The sequence below is a fragment of the Streptomyces sp. NPDC052052 genome, from assembly GCF_040680455.1.
GTDB lineage: Bacteria > Actinomycetota > Actinomycetes > Streptomycetales > Streptomycetaceae > Streptomyces.
Map to the genome: position 1 here is coordinate 379,140 of NZ_JBFAWU010000003.1, position 16,625 is coordinate 395,764.

Annotated in this window: 19 protein-coding genes, 1 tRNA gene and 1 pseudogene; 14 read left to right on the plus strand and 7 right to left on the minus strand. The window is 67.5% G+C overall.

The genetic code is table 11. From position 1 onward, the window contains the following. The first annotated feature begins 9 nt into the window (after positions 1 to 9). Together AB0L71_RS05775 and AB0L71_RS05780 are read left to right on the plus strand one after the other, a co-directional pair. Complete coding sequence (locus tag AB0L71_RS05775; protein ID WP_365238381.1) at positions 10 to 801, plus strand: ABC transporter ATP-binding protein; 792 nt, start codon at positions 10 to 12, stop codon at positions 799 to 801. Beyond that, positions 798 to 1,787, plus strand: coding sequence for an ABC transporter substrate-binding protein (locus AB0L71_RS05780; protein WP_365238302.1), 990 nt, complete (start codon positions 798 to 800; stop codon positions 1,785 to 1,787). Before AB0L71_RS05775 ends, AB0L71_RS05780 begins: the two co-directional genes overlap by 4 nt. A 388-nt stretch (positions 1,788 to 2,175) precedes the next feature. Here the strand turns inward: AB0L71_RS05780 and AB0L71_RS05785 are convergent, their stop codons facing one another. Both AB0L71_RS05785 and AB0L71_RS05790 read right to left on the minus strand, forming a co-directional pair. Continuing rightward, entirely contained in the window at positions 2,176 to 2,727 is a 552-nt protein-coding gene (locus AB0L71_RS05785; protein WP_365238305.1) for a DUF4231 domain-containing protein, read from the minus strand. 10 nt (positions 2,728 to 2,737) lie between these two features. Continuing rightward, positions 2,738 to 3,490: a glycerophosphodiester phosphodiesterase family protein gene (locus tag AB0L71_RS05790; protein WP_365238307.1), complete on the minus strand. Its 753-nt coding sequence runs from the start codon at positions 3,488 to 3,490 to the stop codon at positions 2,738 to 2,740. Between the two features lie 331 nt (positions 3,491 to 3,821). On the opposite strand from AB0L71_RS05790, the gene AB0L71_RS05795 reads away from it, so the two are divergent. After that, positions 3,822 to 4,373 carry an HD domain-containing protein gene (locus AB0L71_RS05795; protein WP_365238384.1) on the plus strand — a complete coding sequence of 184 codons (552 nt, stop codon included), beginning with the start codon at positions 3,822 to 3,824 and terminating at the stop codon, positions 4,371 to 4,373. Here the strand turns inward: AB0L71_RS05795 and AB0L71_RS05800 are convergent. Beyond that, positions 4,361 to 4,828 (minus strand): NUDIX domain-containing protein, encoded by a 468-nt coding sequence (locus tag AB0L71_RS05800; protein WP_365238310.1) that lies wholly within the window; start codon positions 4,826 to 4,828, stop codon positions 4,361 to 4,363. The genes AB0L71_RS05795 and AB0L71_RS05800 overlap by 13 nt on opposite strands. Continuing rightward, positions 4,815 to 5,600, minus strand: coding sequence for a helix-turn-helix transcriptional regulator (locus tag AB0L71_RS05805; protein ID WP_365238313.1), 786 nt, complete (start codon positions 5,598 to 5,600; stop codon positions 4,815 to 4,817). The genes AB0L71_RS05800 and AB0L71_RS05805 overlap by 14 nt, the downstream gene beginning before the upstream one ends. Before the next feature lie 97 nt (positions 5,601 to 5,697). Between AB0L71_RS05805 and AB0L71_RS05810 the strand changes: the two genes are divergently transcribed. The 5 genes from AB0L71_RS05810 to AB0L71_RS05830 all read left to right on the plus strand — a co-directional run bounded on the left by AB0L71_RS05810 (position 5,698) and on the right by AB0L71_RS05830 (position 9,203). Next, a complete protein-coding gene (locus tag AB0L71_RS05810) occupies positions 5,698 to 6,390 on the plus strand; it encodes a haloacid dehalogenase-like hydrolase (RefSeq protein WP_365238315.1) in 693 nt (230 codons plus the stop codon). A 107-nt stretch (positions 6,391 to 6,497) separates the two neighbouring features. Then, a complete protein-coding gene (locus AB0L71_RS05815) occupies positions 6,498 to 7,400 on the plus strand; it encodes a radical SAM protein (RefSeq protein ID WP_365238317.1) in 903 nt (300 codons plus the stop codon). Continuing rightward, complete coding sequence (locus AB0L71_RS05820; protein ID WP_365238319.1) at positions 7,393 to 8,034, plus strand: hypothetical protein; 642 nt, start codon at positions 7,393 to 7,395, stop codon at positions 8,032 to 8,034. Before AB0L71_RS05815 ends, AB0L71_RS05820 begins: the two co-directional genes overlap by 8 nt. Then, positions 7,952 to 8,599, plus strand: coding sequence for an SAM-dependent methyltransferase (locus tag AB0L71_RS05825; protein ID WP_365238321.1), 648 nt, complete (start codon positions 7,952 to 7,954; stop codon positions 8,597 to 8,599). Before AB0L71_RS05820 ends, AB0L71_RS05825 begins: the two co-directional genes overlap by 83 nt. Positions 8,600 to 8,615: 16 nt before the next feature. Continuing rightward, positions 8,616 to 9,203, plus strand: a complete 588-nt coding sequence (locus AB0L71_RS05830; protein ID WP_365238323.1) for a class IV adenylate cyclase — start codon at positions 8,616 to 8,618, stop codon at positions 9,201 to 9,203. A gap of 31 nt (positions 9,204 to 9,234) precedes the next feature. On the opposite strand, the pseudogene AB0L71_RS05835 reads toward AB0L71_RS05830, so the two are convergent. Both AB0L71_RS05835 and AB0L71_RS05840 read right to left on the minus strand, forming a co-directional pair. Then, positions 9,235 to 9,408 (minus strand): annotated as a pseudogene (locus AB0L71_RS05835) (mobilization protein); the annotation flags it as partial. 255 nt (positions 9,409 to 9,663) lie between these two features. Further along, positions 9,664 to 9,737: transfer RNA gene (locus AB0L71_RS05840), tRNA-Thr, on the minus strand. 179 nt (positions 9,738 to 9,916) lie between these two features. Here AB0L71_RS05840 and ugpC point away from each other — a divergent pair. The 3 genes from ugpC (at position 9,917) to AB0L71_RS05855 (ending at position 12,478) form a co-directional block, all read left to right on the plus strand. Next, positions 9,917 to 11,053: a sn-glycerol-3-phosphate ABC transporter ATP-binding protein UgpC gene (gene ugpC / locus AB0L71_RS05845; RefSeq protein ID WP_365238325.1), complete on the plus strand. Its 1,137-nt coding sequence runs from the start codon at positions 9,917 to 9,919 to the stop codon at positions 11,051 to 11,053. Positions 11,054 to 11,320: 267 nt separating this feature from the next. Beyond that, a complete protein-coding gene (locus AB0L71_RS05850; RefSeq protein ID WP_365238327.1) occupies positions 11,321 to 11,734 on the plus strand; it encodes a hypothetical protein in 414 nt (137 codons plus the stop codon). A gap of 33 nt (positions 11,735 to 11,767) precedes the next feature. Then, the gene (locus AB0L71_RS05855; RefSeq protein ID WP_365238329.1) at positions 11,768 to 12,478 is read left to right on the plus strand and encodes a nucleotidyltransferase family protein; all 711 of its coding nucleotides are present in this window, start codon (positions 11,768 to 11,770) and stop codon (positions 12,476 to 12,478) included. A 77-nt stretch (positions 12,479 to 12,555) separates the two neighbouring features. Here the strand turns inward: AB0L71_RS05855 and AB0L71_RS05860 are convergent, their stop codons facing one another. Further along, positions 12,556 to 14,256: a DoxX family membrane protein gene (locus AB0L71_RS05860; protein ID WP_365238331.1), complete on the minus strand. Its 1,701-nt coding sequence runs from the start codon at positions 14,254 to 14,256 to the stop codon at positions 12,556 to 12,558. 507 nt (positions 14,257 to 14,763) lie between these two features. On the opposite strand from AB0L71_RS05860, the gene AB0L71_RS05865 reads away from it, so the two are divergent. From AB0L71_RS05865 to cysD, 3 genes are all read left to right on the plus strand, one after another. Continuing rightward, positions 14,764 to 15,603, plus strand: coding sequence for a sulfotransferase (locus AB0L71_RS05865; protein ID WP_365238335.1), 840 nt, complete (start codon positions 14,764 to 14,766; stop codon positions 15,601 to 15,603). Continuing rightward, positions 15,600 to 16,154 (plus strand): adenylyl-sulfate kinase, encoded by a 555-nt coding sequence (gene cysC, locus AB0L71_RS05870; protein WP_365238387.1) that lies wholly within the window; start codon positions 15,600 to 15,602, stop codon positions 16,152 to 16,154. The genes AB0L71_RS05865 and cysC overlap by 4 nt, the downstream gene beginning before the upstream one ends. Continuing rightward, on the plus strand, positions 16,151 to 16,625 hold a 475-nt coding region (gene cysD / locus AB0L71_RS05875; protein ID WP_365238337.1), incomplete at its 3' end, for a sulfate adenylyltransferase subunit CysD. The genes cysC and cysD, both read left to right, overlap by 4 nt.

A 16,625-nucleotide genomic window follows, 5' to 3' on the forward strand; every position in this document is an offset into this window, starting at 1 on the left:
GACATCACGATGGCGTACGAACAGCGCGTCATCGGTGAGCATCTGACGGTCGGCATCCCCGACGGCGAGTTCACCGTGATCCTCGGACCGAACGCCTGCGGCAAGTCCACACTGCTCCGCTCGCTCTCACGTCTGCTGCCACCGCGGGCCGGCACCGTCTACCTGGACGGCAAGGACATCCACCGCATGCGGGCGAAGGAGGCCGCCATCCGGGTGGGGCTGCTCCCGCAGTCCGCGGTGTCGCCGGCCGGCATCACGGTCTTCGACCTGGTACGCCGGGGCCGCTACCCGCATCAGTCGGCCCTCTCCCGCTGGAGCGCGGAGGACGAGCAGAGCGTGCGGCAGGCGCTCGAACAGACCAACATGACCGAGCTCGCCGACCGTTCGGTGGACGAACTGTCGGGCGGCCAGCGCCAGCGTGCCTGGATCGCGATGGCGCTGGCGCAGGAAAGCCCGATCCTGCTGCTCGACGAACCGACCACCTTCCTCGACGTCTCGCACCAGATCTCACTGCTCGATCTCTTCTCCGACCTCAACCGCACGGCCGGACGGACGATCGTTGCGGTGCTGCACGACATCAACCACGCGGCCCGCTATGCCGGCCACCTCGTGGTGATGTCCGGCGGCCGCGTCGCCGCCGAGGGAAGCCCCGCCGATGTCCTCACCACGGATCTGCTCCGAGAGGTGTTCGGCATCGACGCCACCATCATCGAGGACCCCCTCAACGGTGGACCTCACGTGATCACACGACACCAGGGCCGTTCCGTCGCCCCCACCCCCCAGCCCCGAAAGGCCGCATGATGAAGTTCCCCTCCCTCGCCCTGATCTCCTGCACCGCGGTGCTGTCCCTCGGCCTCGTCGGCTGCTCCTCCTCGGACGACGACGCCTCCGCCGAGAAGTCCGGGACGTCCGTGAGCAAGACCCGTACGGTCATGGACGCCACGGGCGCGAAGATCAAGGTCCCGGCCACCCCGAAGCGTGTCGTCACGTTGCACTACGCGGCGGCCCAGCCCGTGATCGACCTGGGCTTCACACCGGTCGGCCAGAGCGCGTTCAACGAGGCGTCCGTTCCGGAGGAGATGGTCGAGAAGATCGAGTCCGTCCCGGTCGTCACCACCCAGGACGAGCCCGACCTCGAGAAGATCGCCAATCTCGATCCCGACCTCATCCTCGTCCCGAACACCTACGAGGAAGAGGTCGTCGAGCAGCTCAAGGCTGTCGCCGCCGTCTACACCTTCACGCTCAGGGGCGGTGACCGCGCGAAGTGGGACCAGCGCACCGAGGAGGTCGCCGACGCGCTCGGCGCGACGGAGAAGGTCGAGGAACTCGCCGACGCCTTCGGCAAGCGTCAGAAGGAGATCTCCGAGAAGTACGCCGACCTGGCGAAGGAGAACTCCGTCGCCGTCATCGGCGCGTTCGAGGAGAACAACTTCTACGCCTGGGGCGAGAAGAACATGACCGGCACCATCCTGGCACCGCTCGGCTTCACCTGGTCCAAGCAGGAGAACGACATCGTCAAGAAGGAGTCCGAGCCCGAGGCGACCCTCTCCAACGAGAAGCTCACCTCCGCCGTGGGCGACGCCGACGTGCTCTTCATCGACTCGGACCTGCGCGGCACGGTCAACTCGTTCATGACCGACCTGCAGAAGACCACGCTCTACAAGGAGCTGCCCTCGGTGAAGAACGGCCACGTGTACAAGATCGGCAAGACCACCATCGCCGGGTACAGCGACGCGAACTACGCCCTCGACCGCATCGAGGAGGCCCTGGAGGACCTGCAGAAGTAGCCACGTCCGCCGGGACCGGCCCGAAACCCACGACGGTGGTCGGGCCGGTACCCCTGCCGGCACCGCCGTGTACAGCATCATCAAAGCGAAGTGACCGCTCCTCATGGGTAGGTCCACAGGGTCGGCAGCTACCGGAGAGCACTCAGCGCCCTCGACCTCGCACCAGAGTTCGGCGTGTCGGCCCCTCCTCCTCGGCGACGCCGAGAAGCGGGAGGCTTCCTCCGCGACGATTCAAGGCGTTGATCCCGAAGGCGGACAAGCGGCGCTTGCGGATCTCCTCATCACCACGCGGCGTGACTCCCGAGCTCGCCAAAGGGCACCGCCTGCCAGGGTTGTTGCCCCGCCTGTTGTGACGCCTGCGGCCACCGAGCCGAAGCAGGCCGGGCCGTCACGCCCCGTTCCGGGCACTCGGCAGCCCAGGACTCTGTCCACCCGTGACAGGTTGAGGCGTCGGCAGCTCGTTGAAGAAGGACTCGGCCTCATCACGACGGATTCCCATGATCACGTCGATCAGCGCGCGGGTATCCGTCTCTCTGCGCTCGGGAGACGACGGTTCATCCACGGCCTCGCTGCGGGCCATCTTCCACTTGAGGTACGCGTGGCTGATCGCTATCTCCGTATTGCGCAGCAGAATCCACGACTGGTCGAAGCGGTAGAAGGAGCGCAGAGCCGTTACTGCGGAGATGGCCACGCCCACAAGCGACAGGACCAGTTCCTTATGGGCGAATTGCGAGGTGGCGAGCAGGGGGAGTGCCGCGCCAGTGATGATCACAACGATGCCGCTGAATCGATGTCCTCGTCGGTGCCAGCGCGCGCGGGCGTCGTAGAAGTGCCGTAACTGCTGGACATACCGCTCCACTGCGGTGTCGAACTCGTCATCAGGAACACTCAGGAACTCCTCGAGCGACGGAGCACGGAACCTTTGAGCAGGTGTCCCCACAGGGTCTCCCTCATGTCGTTGCCTCTTGGTGGGCCGCCGGCAGATACCCGTCGAAGAAGAAGTTGTCCGCCACGCGCGCCGCGCGGGCTTCACTCTCTGCCGAGGTGACGGTCCAGGCAAGAAGCGGGATGCCCCGCCGCTGCCAGAACGTGGCGTAGCGGGACGGAAGCATCTTGAGCTCGCAGGCGATGAAGTCCGGGGATGTCACCACGTTGGTCACCATGGTTCGGCCGATCATTGATGCTCCCCAGCTCGCGGCGTGCAACGCTCCGGAGATCTGTCCGACAGGTCTGTCACTGATCATTCGTTGGAGCCGGTACACGGCCAGCGGATCGAAGGATTGCAGGGCGACGGGTCCAAGGTAGTCCTGGATTCCCGCGGCTACGGCTCTTTCCAGACGTGGGCGCAACTCCGGGCGCCAGCGCCGGACATCGATGACGACAGGGACCTGGCCGTCGATGATCTCCAGGACCTGTTCGAGGGTGGGCACCGGTTCGCCGGAGTCACGAAGTCTCAGCCGCCCCAGGTCCACACGGCCTATCCGGGAGACATGCAGCCGGGCTCCTGTCATCCGCTCCAGCGTGGCATCGTGCAGAACGACGAGTGTGCCGTCACCGGCCAACTGGACATCGAGCTCGACCGGGACGCCCCGCTCGACTGCGCGGCGGAATGCCGCCAGCGAGTTCTCGGGGACGCCGAGGGAGGTGTCGAACAGGCCACGGTGCGCAATCGGCGCTGATACAAGCCAGTTGTACTCCTGCACAGGGCCCTCCCGCGGTAGACACCACCCCTCCTGGGTATCCCCTCGCGGAGGCCGGAGAACCTGGTCCCCACTCCGTGCACTACGACCTCTGGACCGCCCCGCACGTCTCACCGGGGCTTCGCCCGGTCGATGCGGAGCCTTCCGGTCGGGGTGGCGCGAAGGCAGCGGTTCAGGCCGGGCTCCTCCGCCCTCTCTACCGAACCCGGGCGGCTCACCCCTCTCTTGGGCGCACTGTCATCGCACCAGTGGCTGAGAATGCAGGGGACTGGGAGGGCAGTCCCCTGGACTGCGCGTGGGCGATCTGGGCAGGATCGCAGTCGTGGATGGATCGATGGTGGCCTGGGCGATACAGGTCGGGGAAGCGGAGCTCAGTTCTGTGCTTCCTCGGCGATGGGCACATTCCCATGGAGTCGCGCGTCGTGCGGCCGATCTCGGGAGGATCTTGGGGGGTGATGCTGGCCTTCTGGCTGCTGCCGCGACGCTCCATGACATCGGGTACGCGCCCCGCCTGGCGGCTACGGGATTCCACCCTCTCGACGGTGCACGGTTTCTCCGTGACGCTCACAGCGCTGATAGACGGCTGGTGCGACTCGTGGCTAACCACTCATTCGCGTTATTGGAAGCAGAGGAACGTGGGCTGAGAGACAGACTTGAAGCTGAGTTCCCAGTTCTCGAGGATCAGCGGCTCGTGGATGCGTTGGTCTACTGCGACATGACGACGACGCCCTATGGTGAGGGCACTTCTGTCGAACCTCGGCTGGCGGAGATCACCGGCCGTTACGGTTCTGACAGTCTGGTGGGGCGGTTCATCCAGCGGGCGGCGCCGGAGATTCGGGCTGCTGTGCAGCGGGTGGAAGCAGCATTGGCCGCTCAGCCCAGGTAGGGGTACGTGCCGGCGAGGTAGTCGCCGATCTGCTGGCGCATGCTGGGGTGGATGTCGTACTGGTCCAGGTCGCTTGGCTGGACGTAGCGGACGCCGTCGGCCTCGTCGTTGATGGTGGGTTCACCGCCCATTGGGCGCCCGATGTAAGTGTTCTCGTACTGCTGCCGGATCTCACCGTCGGTGTAGGCCACGATGTGATTGGGGTTCGTATAGACCCCCAGGAAGCCAATGATCTCCGCGATGATGCCGGTCTCTTCCAGGCATTCGCGCACCGCGCACTGTGCCGCCGTCTCACCGATGTCCTGGGCGCCACCAGGTAGAGCCCATTGACCCGTGTCCCGTCGGCGCTGGAGCAGGATGGCGCCGCTGTCGTCGACGACGAGCAGGTTGTTGGCGGGAATGAGCGTGTTTGCCTTGGGGGCCTTGGGATCGTTGTAGTACTCAGTTCTGCCCATGTGACGAGGGCCCTTCCTGGTCTGGCGTCCAGGGCCGCGCAGTGGCCCAGACAGCTTCGAAGCTCTGAGCGTAGTTGTCGAACCATCCTGCAGTGTCAACCCGCTTGAGATGGAGCAGCGGGTTGGCACTGGCCGGCTGACCCCAGACATGCGGGTTGACCAGAAGGTCGTCGTCGTAGCGGAACAGGGAGGTGTAAAGCGTGGTGTCGTGCAGCCTGACCTCGCAGCCTGCCTCGGACAACAAGGGTCGGTAGTAGGTCAGGGAGGCACGGATCTTGGCAGCGAGTGCGTCGCCGATGCCTTCTTCGCAGCCGCGGATGGCCACCGCCTGGCCGTTCGAGTCGCCAAAGCAGAGCCGTACTTGAACGCCGTCCGCAGCGCGCTCGGCAAGCATCTTGGCGACGTGGGGATTGGACTGGGCGAAGAACGTGCCGGAGAAGAAGAGAACGCTGATCTGCTCTTGGGCTCCCTTCAGTAGCGAGAGCCACATGTCACGGGGAACACTGGCCCGGTTCTGGTAGGTCCCGACGAGCTCCAAGCCTGACCCGGGACTGGGTTGTCCGTCATTCAGCGCTGAGGCTGGGGTTGGGGCTGGCCAGAGGAACAGTTCCTCCACCCGTAAGTGTTGGGCAGCGCGGAATCGGTGGCGCGGATGGGGAACGCGCCCGCCGAGCCAGCGACTGACGGTCTTCGGGTCTACCTCGCAGAGCTCAGCGAGTGACTCTGGCGAGAGGCCACGCTGGGCGAGTACGGAGTGCAGTCGCTCGTTCACAGACGTCATAAAAGCCGAGGTGGTCAGGAGCGGGCAAGGACGTTATGGGACGTTCCTCGGAAGCCAGAGCTTCGACCACGGTACTTACGCTGGTCGTATGGAGCTCATCGTCCTGTGGGACATCGACCACACGCTCATCGAGAATGCCGGGGTCAGTAAGGAAATCTACGCTGCCGCCTTTACGGCGCTGGCGGGAACCAGTCCGGCCGAACCGGCGAGGACAGAGGGGCGTACAGACCGCCTGATCATGCGCGACATGTTCCAGCGGAACGGTCTTGCCGAGCCGGACTGGGCGGCTGTCGAGGCGGCTCTTACAGGCGCAGGGAAGGAGCGCATCCACGATCTCAGCCGGCGCGGAACAGCTCTTCCCGGCGTGCGTGACGTCTTGAAGGCAGCCTCGGTACACGAGGGCTGGGTGTCTTCGGTTCTCACCGGCAATATTGCTGCCAACGCCCGCGTGAAGGTATCGGCCTTCGGACTCGACCCCCTCCTCGACCTGCCTGTTGGTGCTTATGGGGCTGACGCTCTCCAGCGTCCGGGCTTGGTGGCTGTTGCCCGGGAGCGCGCCCAACGCCTCCGGGGCGCGCGGGATGACGTGCCTGTCGTGCTGGTGGGAGATACCCCGAGGGATGTTGAGGCCGCGCTCGCCACGAACTCCGGGATCATTGCAGTCGCTTCTGGCGTCCACAGCTCCGAAGAATTGAGGGCTGCCGGCGCGCAGGTAGTGCTACCGAACCTGACGGACACTGCGCAGGTTCTCGGGATCCTGGAGACCTTCGAGGCCCACTGAAAACGTCCCAGGACGTCCCCGGGGCGTCCGGATACGCGGTGATGCTGTCCGTACTCGTTCCGCCAGCATCAGGTCTCCTACCAGGCAACTGCCCGAAGGAGACCCACGTGATCGGGGAAGTCACCGGGATCCGCAGGATCCGGATGCTGTACCTGCAGCTGTTGTACCGCTGCAACTTCGAGTGTCTGCACTGCTTCCATGGCAAGAGGCTCAAGCACGCCGATGCCTTCACTGCAGACGAGGCCGTCAACCTCCTCACGCTCATGCGCGACCAGTACGGCACCGAGGCTGTCACCCTCCTGGGCGGCGAGCCGTTCGTCTACAAGGCCCTCGCCTACGTCGTCCGGTACGTCAAGCAGGAACTGGGCATGCAGGTCGAGATCTGCACCAACGGCTACCGGATCGAGCGCCGACTCGCCGAGATCGCCCCCCACCTGGACCTGTTGCGGGTATCGCTGGAGGGCATCGGCTCGACCAACGACCACGTCCGCAAGTTCGGGAGCTACCAGAGTGCGCTGAGCGCACTCGACACCGCCCGAGGACTTGGTGTCCGCACCGGTGCGACCTTGACGGTCACCTCTCACAACATCGGCGAGGTGGTCCCGCTTGCCCGCACCCTCCAGGACTACGGAGCAGAGCAGTTGAAGCTCCACTGCCTCCGGCCGGTCGGCAACGCAGCAGATCACCCCGAGCTTCTCATCACCGACTCCGCCGCCTACATCCGCCTGCGTGAAGAGCTCCAGACCGCCGACCTGACCATCGAAGTGATCGTCGACGAGGACTTGTCCGAGAACGGCGCCCCGGAGATCTGCGCTCCTGCAGGTGGCCTGACTCAGATCGATCGGATCGAGGCCGACCCGCGCGGCGCACTCACCATGTCCTGCAAGGCTGTCGGCAAGGACTCCCACGCTTTCTGGTACGACAAGCTCGCTGACCACATCGACCACCGGCCATCCGCCACCGACGAACTCACGCTCGCGGTACCGGACGTCGTGTACGGCCGTGTCTGACGCCCCGCTGTTCGAGAGCCTCGAAGGACTTCGCGGCACCGGCAAGTCGACCATCGCACCGATGCTGGCAGCAGCCCGTGAAGCCGTTCTGGTCCCGACCGTGCCGCTCTTCTACCAGCCTCTGCGGCGCGAGGTGGACCTGCGGGGCAATACCGAGGCCAGGATGTGCTTCTACCTGTCCGCGCTGTTCACCGCGGCTGACGAGATACAGCGCTACCTGTCCTCAGGCACCCCGGTCGTCGTGGAGAGCTACTTCGCTCGCTGCCTCGCCACCCACCACGCTCTCGGCGTTCGCCTCGGGATCAGTCTGCCGCCCGACCTGCCACGGCCCGTGACCTACCAGCTGACGTGCGACGAAGACGAGCGCCGGCGTCGGCTCGCTGAGCGGACCAAGCCGGCCTCCCGCTGGGACACCCTCATCGAGGGCTCTGGCGACCGGGTTACCGACGCCTACGCCCAGTTCCCGATGCACCGCGTGGACACCACGCGCCTGGACCCCGACGAGGTCCTCCAGGCAATCCTCGCCACCGACATGCAAGGACCCCACCACCGTGCAAACGCAGAGCCTGTGGGAACACACCCTCACCTTCTTCCCCCAGTTCCTCGCCGCGCTGAAGGAGCGTGCCACTCCTGACGCCACTGTCACGGTCATCGGCGCGAGCGACGGCAAGTTCATCCTGCCGCTGGCCGCCGCCGGCTACCGAGTGATCGCCGTAGAACGCGACCCACGTGCTCTTCACGGTGGAGAGGTCACGCTCCCGGGTGACAACCAGGCCCACGCGCTGGGCCTCATCGACCGGCTCAAGCTCGAATCGCTGTATGACCGAGTGCAGGTCGTGGAGGAGGACTTCCTTCAATGGGAGCCTCCGGACATGCCCTGCGACGCCATCTGGACGAGCTGCTCGTGGCATTACAGCGCCAACCACCATCGCCCGCTCGCCGAGTTCATCACCCGCATGCAGTCGCCCCTACGCCAGGACGGCCTGTTCGGCGCGGAGTTCATGATGCCTGTCACCCAACGCCAGCACCTGATCGAGCACTACACCTCCCCCGAGAAGCTCAGGCGCCACTTCATCGGCGACTGGGACGTCCTGCTGACCCTGCGAACGAATGAGTTCGCCGAGCGAGCCCACATCGGCCAGCTCCAGGACCACACCCACCGAATGGGCCTGCTCCTCGCGGCCCGCACCCCCTCGTAGCGCAAAGGACAAGCTCATGAAGCACGAGTACGAGGCCAAGTTCCTCGCCATCGACGTCGCCGGCCTCCAGGCCAAGCTGACCTCTCTGGGCGCCGCCCAAGCATTCCCGCGCACCCTTCTCACCCGCAAGATCTTCGAGAACGACTCCCTCGAAGGAGGTACCTGGGTGCGGCTGCGTGACGAGGGCACCCGATCGACTCTGACCCTCAAGCAGGTCACCGACGCCACCACGATCGACGGCACAACCGAGATCGAGACCGAGGTCACGGACCTGCACGCCATGGCTGAGATCCTCCGCAGCCTCGGCATGCGCGAGGTCCGGTACCAGGAGAACTACCGCGAGGAGTGGCGCCTCGGCGAGGTCGCCTTCGACTTCGACACCTGGCCTGACCTCCCCACCTTCGTCGAGATCGAAGGGCCCGACGAAGCATCGGTCCGACAGGCAGCTGCACTGCTCGAACTCGACTACTCCGACGCCCGATTCGGGAGCGTCGATGAGATCTACAAGAGCGAATCCAGCCGTGACATCCTGGCCGAACCCACCCTCCTCTTCGCGGACGCGGACAAGAGCGAGGCAGCCCCAGCAGCCGCCCATGGCCACTGACGGACCGGGGGCGAGAGCGGGTCAGCCGCAGGTCAGTGAGGATGTGGTCGGCGTGTTCGGGGACGGCAGCGCGTACGTCGCTGGCCAGGGTTCGGCGGGTCTCGTCCTTCGAGCGGCGGGCTTCGAGTTCGGTGAGAGCGGGGGTGAGGGAGCTGTCGGCTACTACCTGGAGGGCCTGCCGAGCGGAGTCGGCCTGGTGGGCGTGGTCGGCCGTTCTCGGCTGCGGCGGTCTGCCGATCTCTCACAGGCTTCTTGGTCGGGGCGCTGACCGGACGGCCGACGCGCAGCTTCTCGACCAGTCAGGGCCAGCCAGGCGGGCCCGAAAAAGAAGGACCCCGGCGACCCTCCGCTCACGCATCGCTCACGCAGGCCGTCCCGCTTTCCCTCAGCCGTAGGCCCGCCACGCCCCCGAGCACCACAAAACCCCAGGTCAGCTGGTGTCTGACCTGGGGTTTCTCCGAGCCCCCTGTCGGATTCGAACCGACGACCTACGCATTACAAGTGCGTTGCTCTGGCCAGCTGAGCTAAGGAGGCGTGCCGGAGCAGTGTAACCAACACCGCACCCGGCGGTGCTCCACAATGTCACACCCCTCGAACTGCTGACATATCCCGCACGGCCAGGTAGCGTCACCGGGGATTCACCCAAGTGGATCAGACCACTCCCTTACTCGGATCGTCCGGCACGTTCCTGCCGGTGAAGGAGAAGATTCAGCATGGCCAGCGTCACGTTCGACAAGGCGTCCCGCATCTACCCCGGCTCCACCAAGCCGGCCGTGGACCAGCTCCAGATCGACATCGCGGACGGCGAGTTCCTCGTCCTCGTCGGTCCTTCCGGTTGTGGCAAGTCGACCTCCCTGCGCATGCTCGCGGGTCTCGAGGACGTCAACGCCGGCGCGATCCGCATCGGTGACCGCGATGTCACGCACCTGCCCCCGAAGGACCGGGACATCGCCATGGTGTTCCAGAACTACGCGCTCTACCCGCACATGAGCGTCGCGGACAACATGGGCTTCGCGCTCAAGATCGCCGGTGTCAACAAGAGCGAGATCCGGGCGAAGGTCGAAGAGGCCGCCAAGATGCTGGACCTCACCCAGTACCTGGACCGCAAGCCGAAGGCGCTCTCCGGTGGTCAGCGTCAGCGTGTCGCGATGGGCCGCGCGATCGTGCGTGAGCCGCAGGTCTTCCTCATGGACGAGCCGCTGTCGAACCTCGACGCCAAGCTCCGCGTCTCCACCCGTACGCAGATCGCCTCGCTCCAGCGCCGTCTGGGCATCACGACCGTGTACGTCACGCACGACCAGGTCGAGGCCCTGACCATGGGCGACCGTGTCGCGGTCCTCAAGGACGGTCTGCTCCAGCAGGTCGACTCGCCGCGCAACATGTACGACAAGCCGGCGAACCTCTTCGTGGCCGGCTTCATCGGCTCCCCCGCCATGAACCTGGTCGAGGTCCCGATCACCGACGGCGGCGTGAAGTTCGGCAACAGCGTCGTCCCGGTCTCCCGCGAGGCGCTCACCGCCGCCGCGGACAAGGGCGACAGGACCGTCACGGTCGGCATCCGCCCCGAGCACTTCGACATCGTCGAGCACGGCGGCGAGGCCGCGAAGTCCCTCACGAAGGGCAGCACCGACGCCCCGGCCGGTCTGGCCGTCTCGGTCAACGTCGTCGAGGAGCTCGGCGCCGACGGCTACGTCTACGGCTCCGCACGGGTCGGCGGCGAGGACAAGGACCTGGTCGTCCGCGTCGGCGGCCGCTCCGTCCCGGAGAAGGGCACCACGCTGCACGTCGTGCCGCGCCCGGACGAGCTGCACGTCTTCTCGACCTCGACGGGTGCGCGCCTCACCGCCTGACGCCTCATCCGCACAGTGAACGGCCCCGCACGTACGTCGTGCGGGGCCGTTCGCGCGCCCGGGGGGCGCGGAGGGGTGCGGCGTGGAGAGGTGGGTGGATGCGCACGCCCCCGTGGCGGGGTTTGGATGCACACGCCGCAGAATTCCCCGGCACACCGGGCATTTCTCCGCCGTACGTCAACATGCGATTCGAAAAGCATCCCCGAAACATCCCCCCCAGGAGTGACGGAATGTCGCCACTCCCTCACTGCCCGCTACGCTCGCTGCGTGACCCACTCCGCGCGCCGCATTGGCCGAACCCTCGCTTTCGTACTGCCCGTCGTGATGGTCCTCTCCGGGACTCTCGCCGTCACCAGCGTGCCGTGGGCAGCGCACAACTCCGAGTCGCAGGTCCTGACCGCGTCTGCCCGGACCGTCTCGAAGCGTGCCGCGGCACGTGCCCCGCAGGAGGTGCTCCGTGACCGTCTGCTCGTGGAGCTCCGGCAGAAGGACCCGGGTGTCGCACTGACGGATCTTCAGCGTTCCGTCGAGGGCCGCCCGTCGCTCGCCCGGCACTGCATGTCGATCGCGAAGGCGCTCGGCCGCGCCGCGGTCGAGCAGTACGGCCCGACGCGGGCCCACCGCTTCTCCCGTCCCGTCTGCGACACCTCCTTCGCCTCGGGCGTCGCACAGTTCAGCTGATCCGCCGGTCCGGGCACGCCTATCGTGCCTGGTATGCATACGTATCCGACGCAGGCCGTGATCCTGGCAGGTGGCCAGGGGTCACGGCTGCGCCCGTACACCGATGACCGCCCCAAGCCGATGGTCGAGATCCCGGGCACCGGGACCCCGATCATCGGCCATCAGCTTTCCTGGCTGGCCGCCGAGGGCGTGACCGATGCCGTGGTGTCGTGCGGTCATCTGGCCGAGGTGCTGCAGGAGTGGCTGGATTCGGCGGTGCTCCCGCTGCGCGTGACCACCGTCGTGGAGACCGAGCCGCTGGGGCGCGGCGGCGGACTGAAGTACGCCGCCGGCCGGCTGCCCGAACCGGACGAGCCCTGGTACGCCACCAACGGCGACATCTGGACGCGCTTCTCGCTGCGCGAGATGGCGGCCTTCCACGCCGAACGCGACGCGACCGCCACGCTGGCCCTGGCCCGTCCCCGGATCCCGTGGGGCGCGGTGGAGACGGACGCGTTCGGGCACATCACCGACTTCATCGAGTCGCCGCCGTCGCCGTATCTGATCAACGCCGGTGTGTACGTCTTCTCGCCGGTCTTCACGACCCTGCTGCCGGACCGGGGCGACCACGAGCGGACGACGTTCCCGCGCCTGGCCCGTGAGCGCCGACTGGCCGGGTACCCGCTGCCGCACGGGGCGTACTGGCGGGCCATCGACACGGCGAAGGACCTGGCCGAGGCGGCCAAGGAACTGGACGGGCAGTAGCGCGGGCAGGACGAGCAGACGGAAGGGGCGGCCACCGGAACGAACCGGTGGCCGCCCCTTCCGGGTCCGGCAGGCCCTCAGTCGAACAGGCCACCGATGGGGTTCTGCCCGTCGCCGGGCGTCCCGCCGGACGTCCCGCCCGACATCCCGTCCGACGTTCCGCCGTCGGAGCCGCCGCCGTCCCAGTCACCACCCGTGGAGCCGCCGCCGGTGCCCGTGGAGCCGGAGGAGCTGGGGCCTGAACTGCTGGACGGAGGCTGCTGCGGGCTCGTCCGCTGGTGCTGCGGCTGCTGCGTGGTGCCCTGGGTCTGGCTCGGCTCTCCGCCGGCCGCCGCCGAACCGGACTCGCGGACGGTGTCCGCGGCAGGTGTGGACGCCTCGGTGGCCGGGGCGCCGGTGGCGCTGCGCGAGGGCGAGGGGTGCCGCCCTTCCGGTGTGCGGGAGGCGCTGAGGGACTCCTGCGGGAGCGGGGAGCCGGGGAGCTGGTTGGTCGGTTCGCCGTGCGGACCGGGCACCGTGACGACCTGGGAGGAACGGACCGCGCCACCGAGCATCGAGCCCACCAGCAGGGTGAGGCCGACGACGACGGTGGCGACGGCGGCGCCCCGGCGCAGCACCCGGCGGCGGAGGTCCCAGATCGCCGAGCGCGGGCCGAGGGTGCGCCAGGCCTCCCCGGCGAGCCGTCCGTCGACGGAGTAGACGGGTGCACCCGCGATGATCAGCGGGCTCCAGGCGGCGAGGTAGATGATGTCGGGCGCGTCGTAGACGGCGACGCTGCGCCAGCTGACGGTGACCAGCAGGGCGGCCGAGAGGAGCGCGCCGACGGAGGCGGCGACCCGCTGCCAGAGGCCGAGGACGGTCAGCACACCGACGACGACCTGGAGGAACGCGACGGTGAGTCCGGCACCGACGGGGTGCGAGAGCGCGAAGTCGCGCAGCGGCTCGGCCAGTCCCCAGGGGTGCAACGAGGTCAGCCACTTGACCATGGAGCCCCGCTCGCCGCCGTCGAAGTAGACGGGGTCGCACAGCTTGCCCATGCCGGCGCAGATGGAGATGAAACCGAGGAAGACGCGCATCGGCAGCAGTACGACGCCGAGGTTCATCCGGCGCCCGGGGTAGTACGCGTGCCGCACGGAATCGCCGACGCGGCGCCGTCCCCGTGCCTCGGCGGTGTCGTCGTACGCGTCGTCGTACGCGACATCGTCGTACGCACCCTCGTCGTACGGCTCCTGTCCGTACGGTCCGGGGGCGCCCGGGGCGACCGGGTCGTAGGCGCCGACCGCCTGGCGCATGGGCGGCAGCAGGGGGCCGCCGCCGGGCCGGCCCGGTCCGCGGGGGGCGGTGATGACGGGGGTGGGCTGGGTGTCGTCGAGGTGCTCGATGACCTGGGTGCCGCCCGCGTCGAACCCGCCGTCGAACCCGTGACCGGGGTGCGCGGCGTAAGGGTGGTAGGCGTCGTACGCCGGTGCCGGGCGGCTCGCGGTGGAGTCCCGTACGGCCTGGAGGAGCCCGGTGGCGCCGGGGTCACCGGGGGCGGACCTGCCGCTCCACACGAGGGGCGCGCGCCTGCCGGGCACGGCTCCGACGGGGCCGCTCATGGCGGGGATCCTGGGCACGCCGGCGGGGGCCAGACCGCGCAGCCGCGGGCGCTGGCCGGGGGCGAGCTGCACCCGGAAGCTGGCGTGGTTGACGATGACCTGCGCAGGATCGCAGTCCACCTTGGTCATGCTCAGGGCGGGTTGGTCGTCGAACCGAGGCGTTCTGGTGTCCACACTCATCTAACCGAGTGATGTGTGATTAGGACACTGCCTTGACGGCCCCGAATGTCCGAGGCCCGTCAACAGCCCTCCGGGCCGGCGCGGCCGGGGTGTTCCTGCCTCTCTCTTCCTGCCTCTCCCCAGCAACGTGTCTCTCCGCGGCGCGAGCCGCAGCAGCTCCCCTCGCGTCCGGGGCAGGGGGACGTCGCGCAGGGATCCGCACCGATCCCGCCGTCCCGGACCCGGCAGCCGTCGGCCATGGAGATGTACCGGCTCATGGGTAATCGGGCGCACGCGGGTTCCACCGCATCCGTCGACAGAAACGCTTTCACGCGACGTCTCCCTAGCAGTTCCCGGGGAATCGAATCCTTTCCCCGAAGGGCGACCGCAACCCACACCTCTCTCTAATTCACCTCTCATAAATAATTCATTCACGCCACAGAAGGCCATAACTCCCGACTCATGGAGCGTGGATAGAACAGCACCTTGGCGGGCGGATCCCCGCATGTTCCAAGGAGGTACGAACGGATGTCGTTGCACGATCCACGGATACGGGCAGCCGCCCGCCGCGCCCGACGGGCACTGCGCGCCTTGAGATCGACGGGCACGCAGACCCCGCCCCGCGCCCGCCCCGCCCCACGCGGGGACCGGCTGGTTCCCGATCCGGTGTTCGTCATCTCCTCGGTGCGCTCCGGGTCGACCCTGCTGCGGGTGCTCCTCAACAGCCATCCGGTGATCCGCGCACCGCACGAGATGCATCTGCGCACCCTGGAGGTCCGCAGGTCGAAGAAGTACACCGACAAGGCCATGAGCGAACTGGGCCTGGACGGCAACGAGCTGGAGTACCTGCTGTGGGACCGCATCCTGCACCGGGAGCTGACCCACAGCGGCAAGGACGTCATCGTCGACAAGACCCCGGGCAACGCCTTCGTCTGGCGTCGCCTGCACGAGGCCTGGCCGCAGGCGCGCTACATCTTCCTGCTTCGCCACCCCGCCTCCATGGTCGCCTCGCTGATGAACGGTCGCCCGGACCGCGATCCGGACCAGACGGTCGCCGAGGTGAAGAAATACGTCGACGCCGTGGAGGAGGCCCGCTCGTCCCTGCCGGGTCTCACCGTCCGGTACGAGGAACTCACCGAGGATCCGGAAACAGTGACCCGGCGAATCTGTGAATTCCTAGGAGTTCCCTGGGAATCCACCATGCTGGATTACGGCAAGCAGGATCACGGACCTTTCAAGGCATTCATCGGGGACTGGAGCGAAACCATCAAGTCCGGCAAGATTCAGAAAGCACGTCCGCTGCCTGCCGCGGATGCCGTACCGGAGGCCCTCCGGGCGATTTCCCGGACGTGGGGATACGCGTGCTGAGCCCGGCGGACGTCTGCCGCTGTGGGGCGACCGTCTGGCTGACCGGGCTGCCGAGCTCCGGGAAGACGACCGTCGCCCGCGCCGTGGAGCGCGGGCTGCGCGAGGCGGGCCGCCGGGTCGAGGTACTGGACGGGGACGAGTTCCGGGAGTCCTTCTCCTCGGGTCTCGGCTTCTCCCGCGAGGACCGGCACACCAACGTCCGGCGTATCGGCATGGTCGCCGAGGTCCTGGCCCGGAACGGGGTCATCGCCCTGGTCCCGGTCATCGCACCGTACGCCGACAGCCGGGAAGCGGTCAGGGAACGGCACGCCAGAAGCGGGACCCGCTATCTGGAGGTGCACGTCGCGACGCCCGTCGAGGTGTGCTCGGCACGGGATGTGAAGGGGCTGTACGCCAAGCAGGCGGCGGGCGAGATCAGCGGGCTCACCGGGGTCGACGACCCCTACGAGGCGCCCGAGTCACCGGATCTGCGGATCGAGTCGCACCGGCAGACGGTGAACGAGTCCGCGGCGGCGGTACTGGAACTGCTCAGCGGAAGGAGCCGGGCATGACGACGCAGGACACGCCCCCCCGAGGGCACCTGGACTCCCTGGAGTCCGAGGCGGTGCACATCTTCCGTGAGGTGGCGGGCGAGTTCGAGCGGCCGGTGATCCTGTTCTCCGGAGGCAAGGACTCCATCGTGATGCTGCACCTCGCGCTGAAGGCGTTCGCGCCCGCGCCGGTGCCGTTCGCGCTGCTGCACGTCGACACCGGGCACAACTTCCCCGAGGTCCTGGAGTACCGCGACCGCACCGTGGAGCAGCACGGGCTGCGGCTGCATGTCGCCTCCGTGCAGGAGTACATCGACGCCGGGAAGCTCCGTGAGCGCCCCGACGGCACCCGCAACCCGTTGCAGACCGTGCCGCTCACCGAGGCGATCCAGCAGCGCCGTTTCGACGCCGTGTTCGGCGGCGGACGCCGGGACGAGGAGAAGGCCCGGGCCAAGGAACGGGTCTTCTCGCTGCGCGACGAGTTCTCCCAGT

What these genes read in the sequence shown, in the direction of transcription:
- AB0L71_RS05775 (WP_365238381.1), top strand. Translation starts at nt 10, where the DNA reads ATGGCGTACGAACAGCGCGTCATCGGTGAGCATCTGACGGTCGGCATC.
- AB0L71_RS05780 (WP_365238302.1), top strand. Translation starts at nt 798, where the DNA reads ATGATGAAGTTCCCCTCCCTCGCCCTGATCTCCTGCACCGCGGTGCTG.
- AB0L71_RS05795 (WP_365238384.1), top strand. Translation starts at nt 3,822, where the DNA reads ATGGTGGCCTGGGCGATACAGGTCGGGGAAGCGGAGCTCAGTTCTGTG.
- AB0L71_RS05800 (WP_365238310.1), bottom strand. Translation starts at nt 4,828, where the DNA reads ATGGGCAGAACTGAGTACTACAACGATCCCAAGGCCCCCAAGGCAAAC.
- AB0L71_RS05810 (WP_365238315.1), top strand. Translation starts at nt 5,698, where the DNA reads ATGGAGCTCATCGTCCTGTGGGACATCGACCACACGCTCATCGAGAAT.
- AB0L71_RS05830 (WP_365238323.1), top strand. Translation starts at nt 8,616, where the DNA reads ATGAAGCACGAGTACGAGGCCAAGTTCCTCGCCATCGACGTCGCCGGC.
- ugpC (WP_365238325.1), top strand. Translation starts at nt 9,917, where the DNA reads ATGGCCAGCGTCACGTTCGACAAGGCGTCCCGCATCTACCCCGGCTCC.
- AB0L71_RS05855 (WP_365238329.1), top strand. Translation starts at nt 11,768, where the DNA reads ATGCATACGTATCCGACGCAGGCCGTGATCCTGGCAGGTGGCCAGGGG.
- AB0L71_RS05860 (WP_365238331.1), bottom strand. Translation starts at nt 14,256, where the DNA reads ATGAGTGTGGACACCAGAACGCCTCGGTTCGACGACCAACCCGCCCTG.
- AB0L71_RS05865 (WP_365238335.1), top strand. Translation starts at nt 14,764, where the DNA reads ATGTCGTTGCACGATCCACGGATACGGGCAGCCGCCCGCCGCGCCCGA.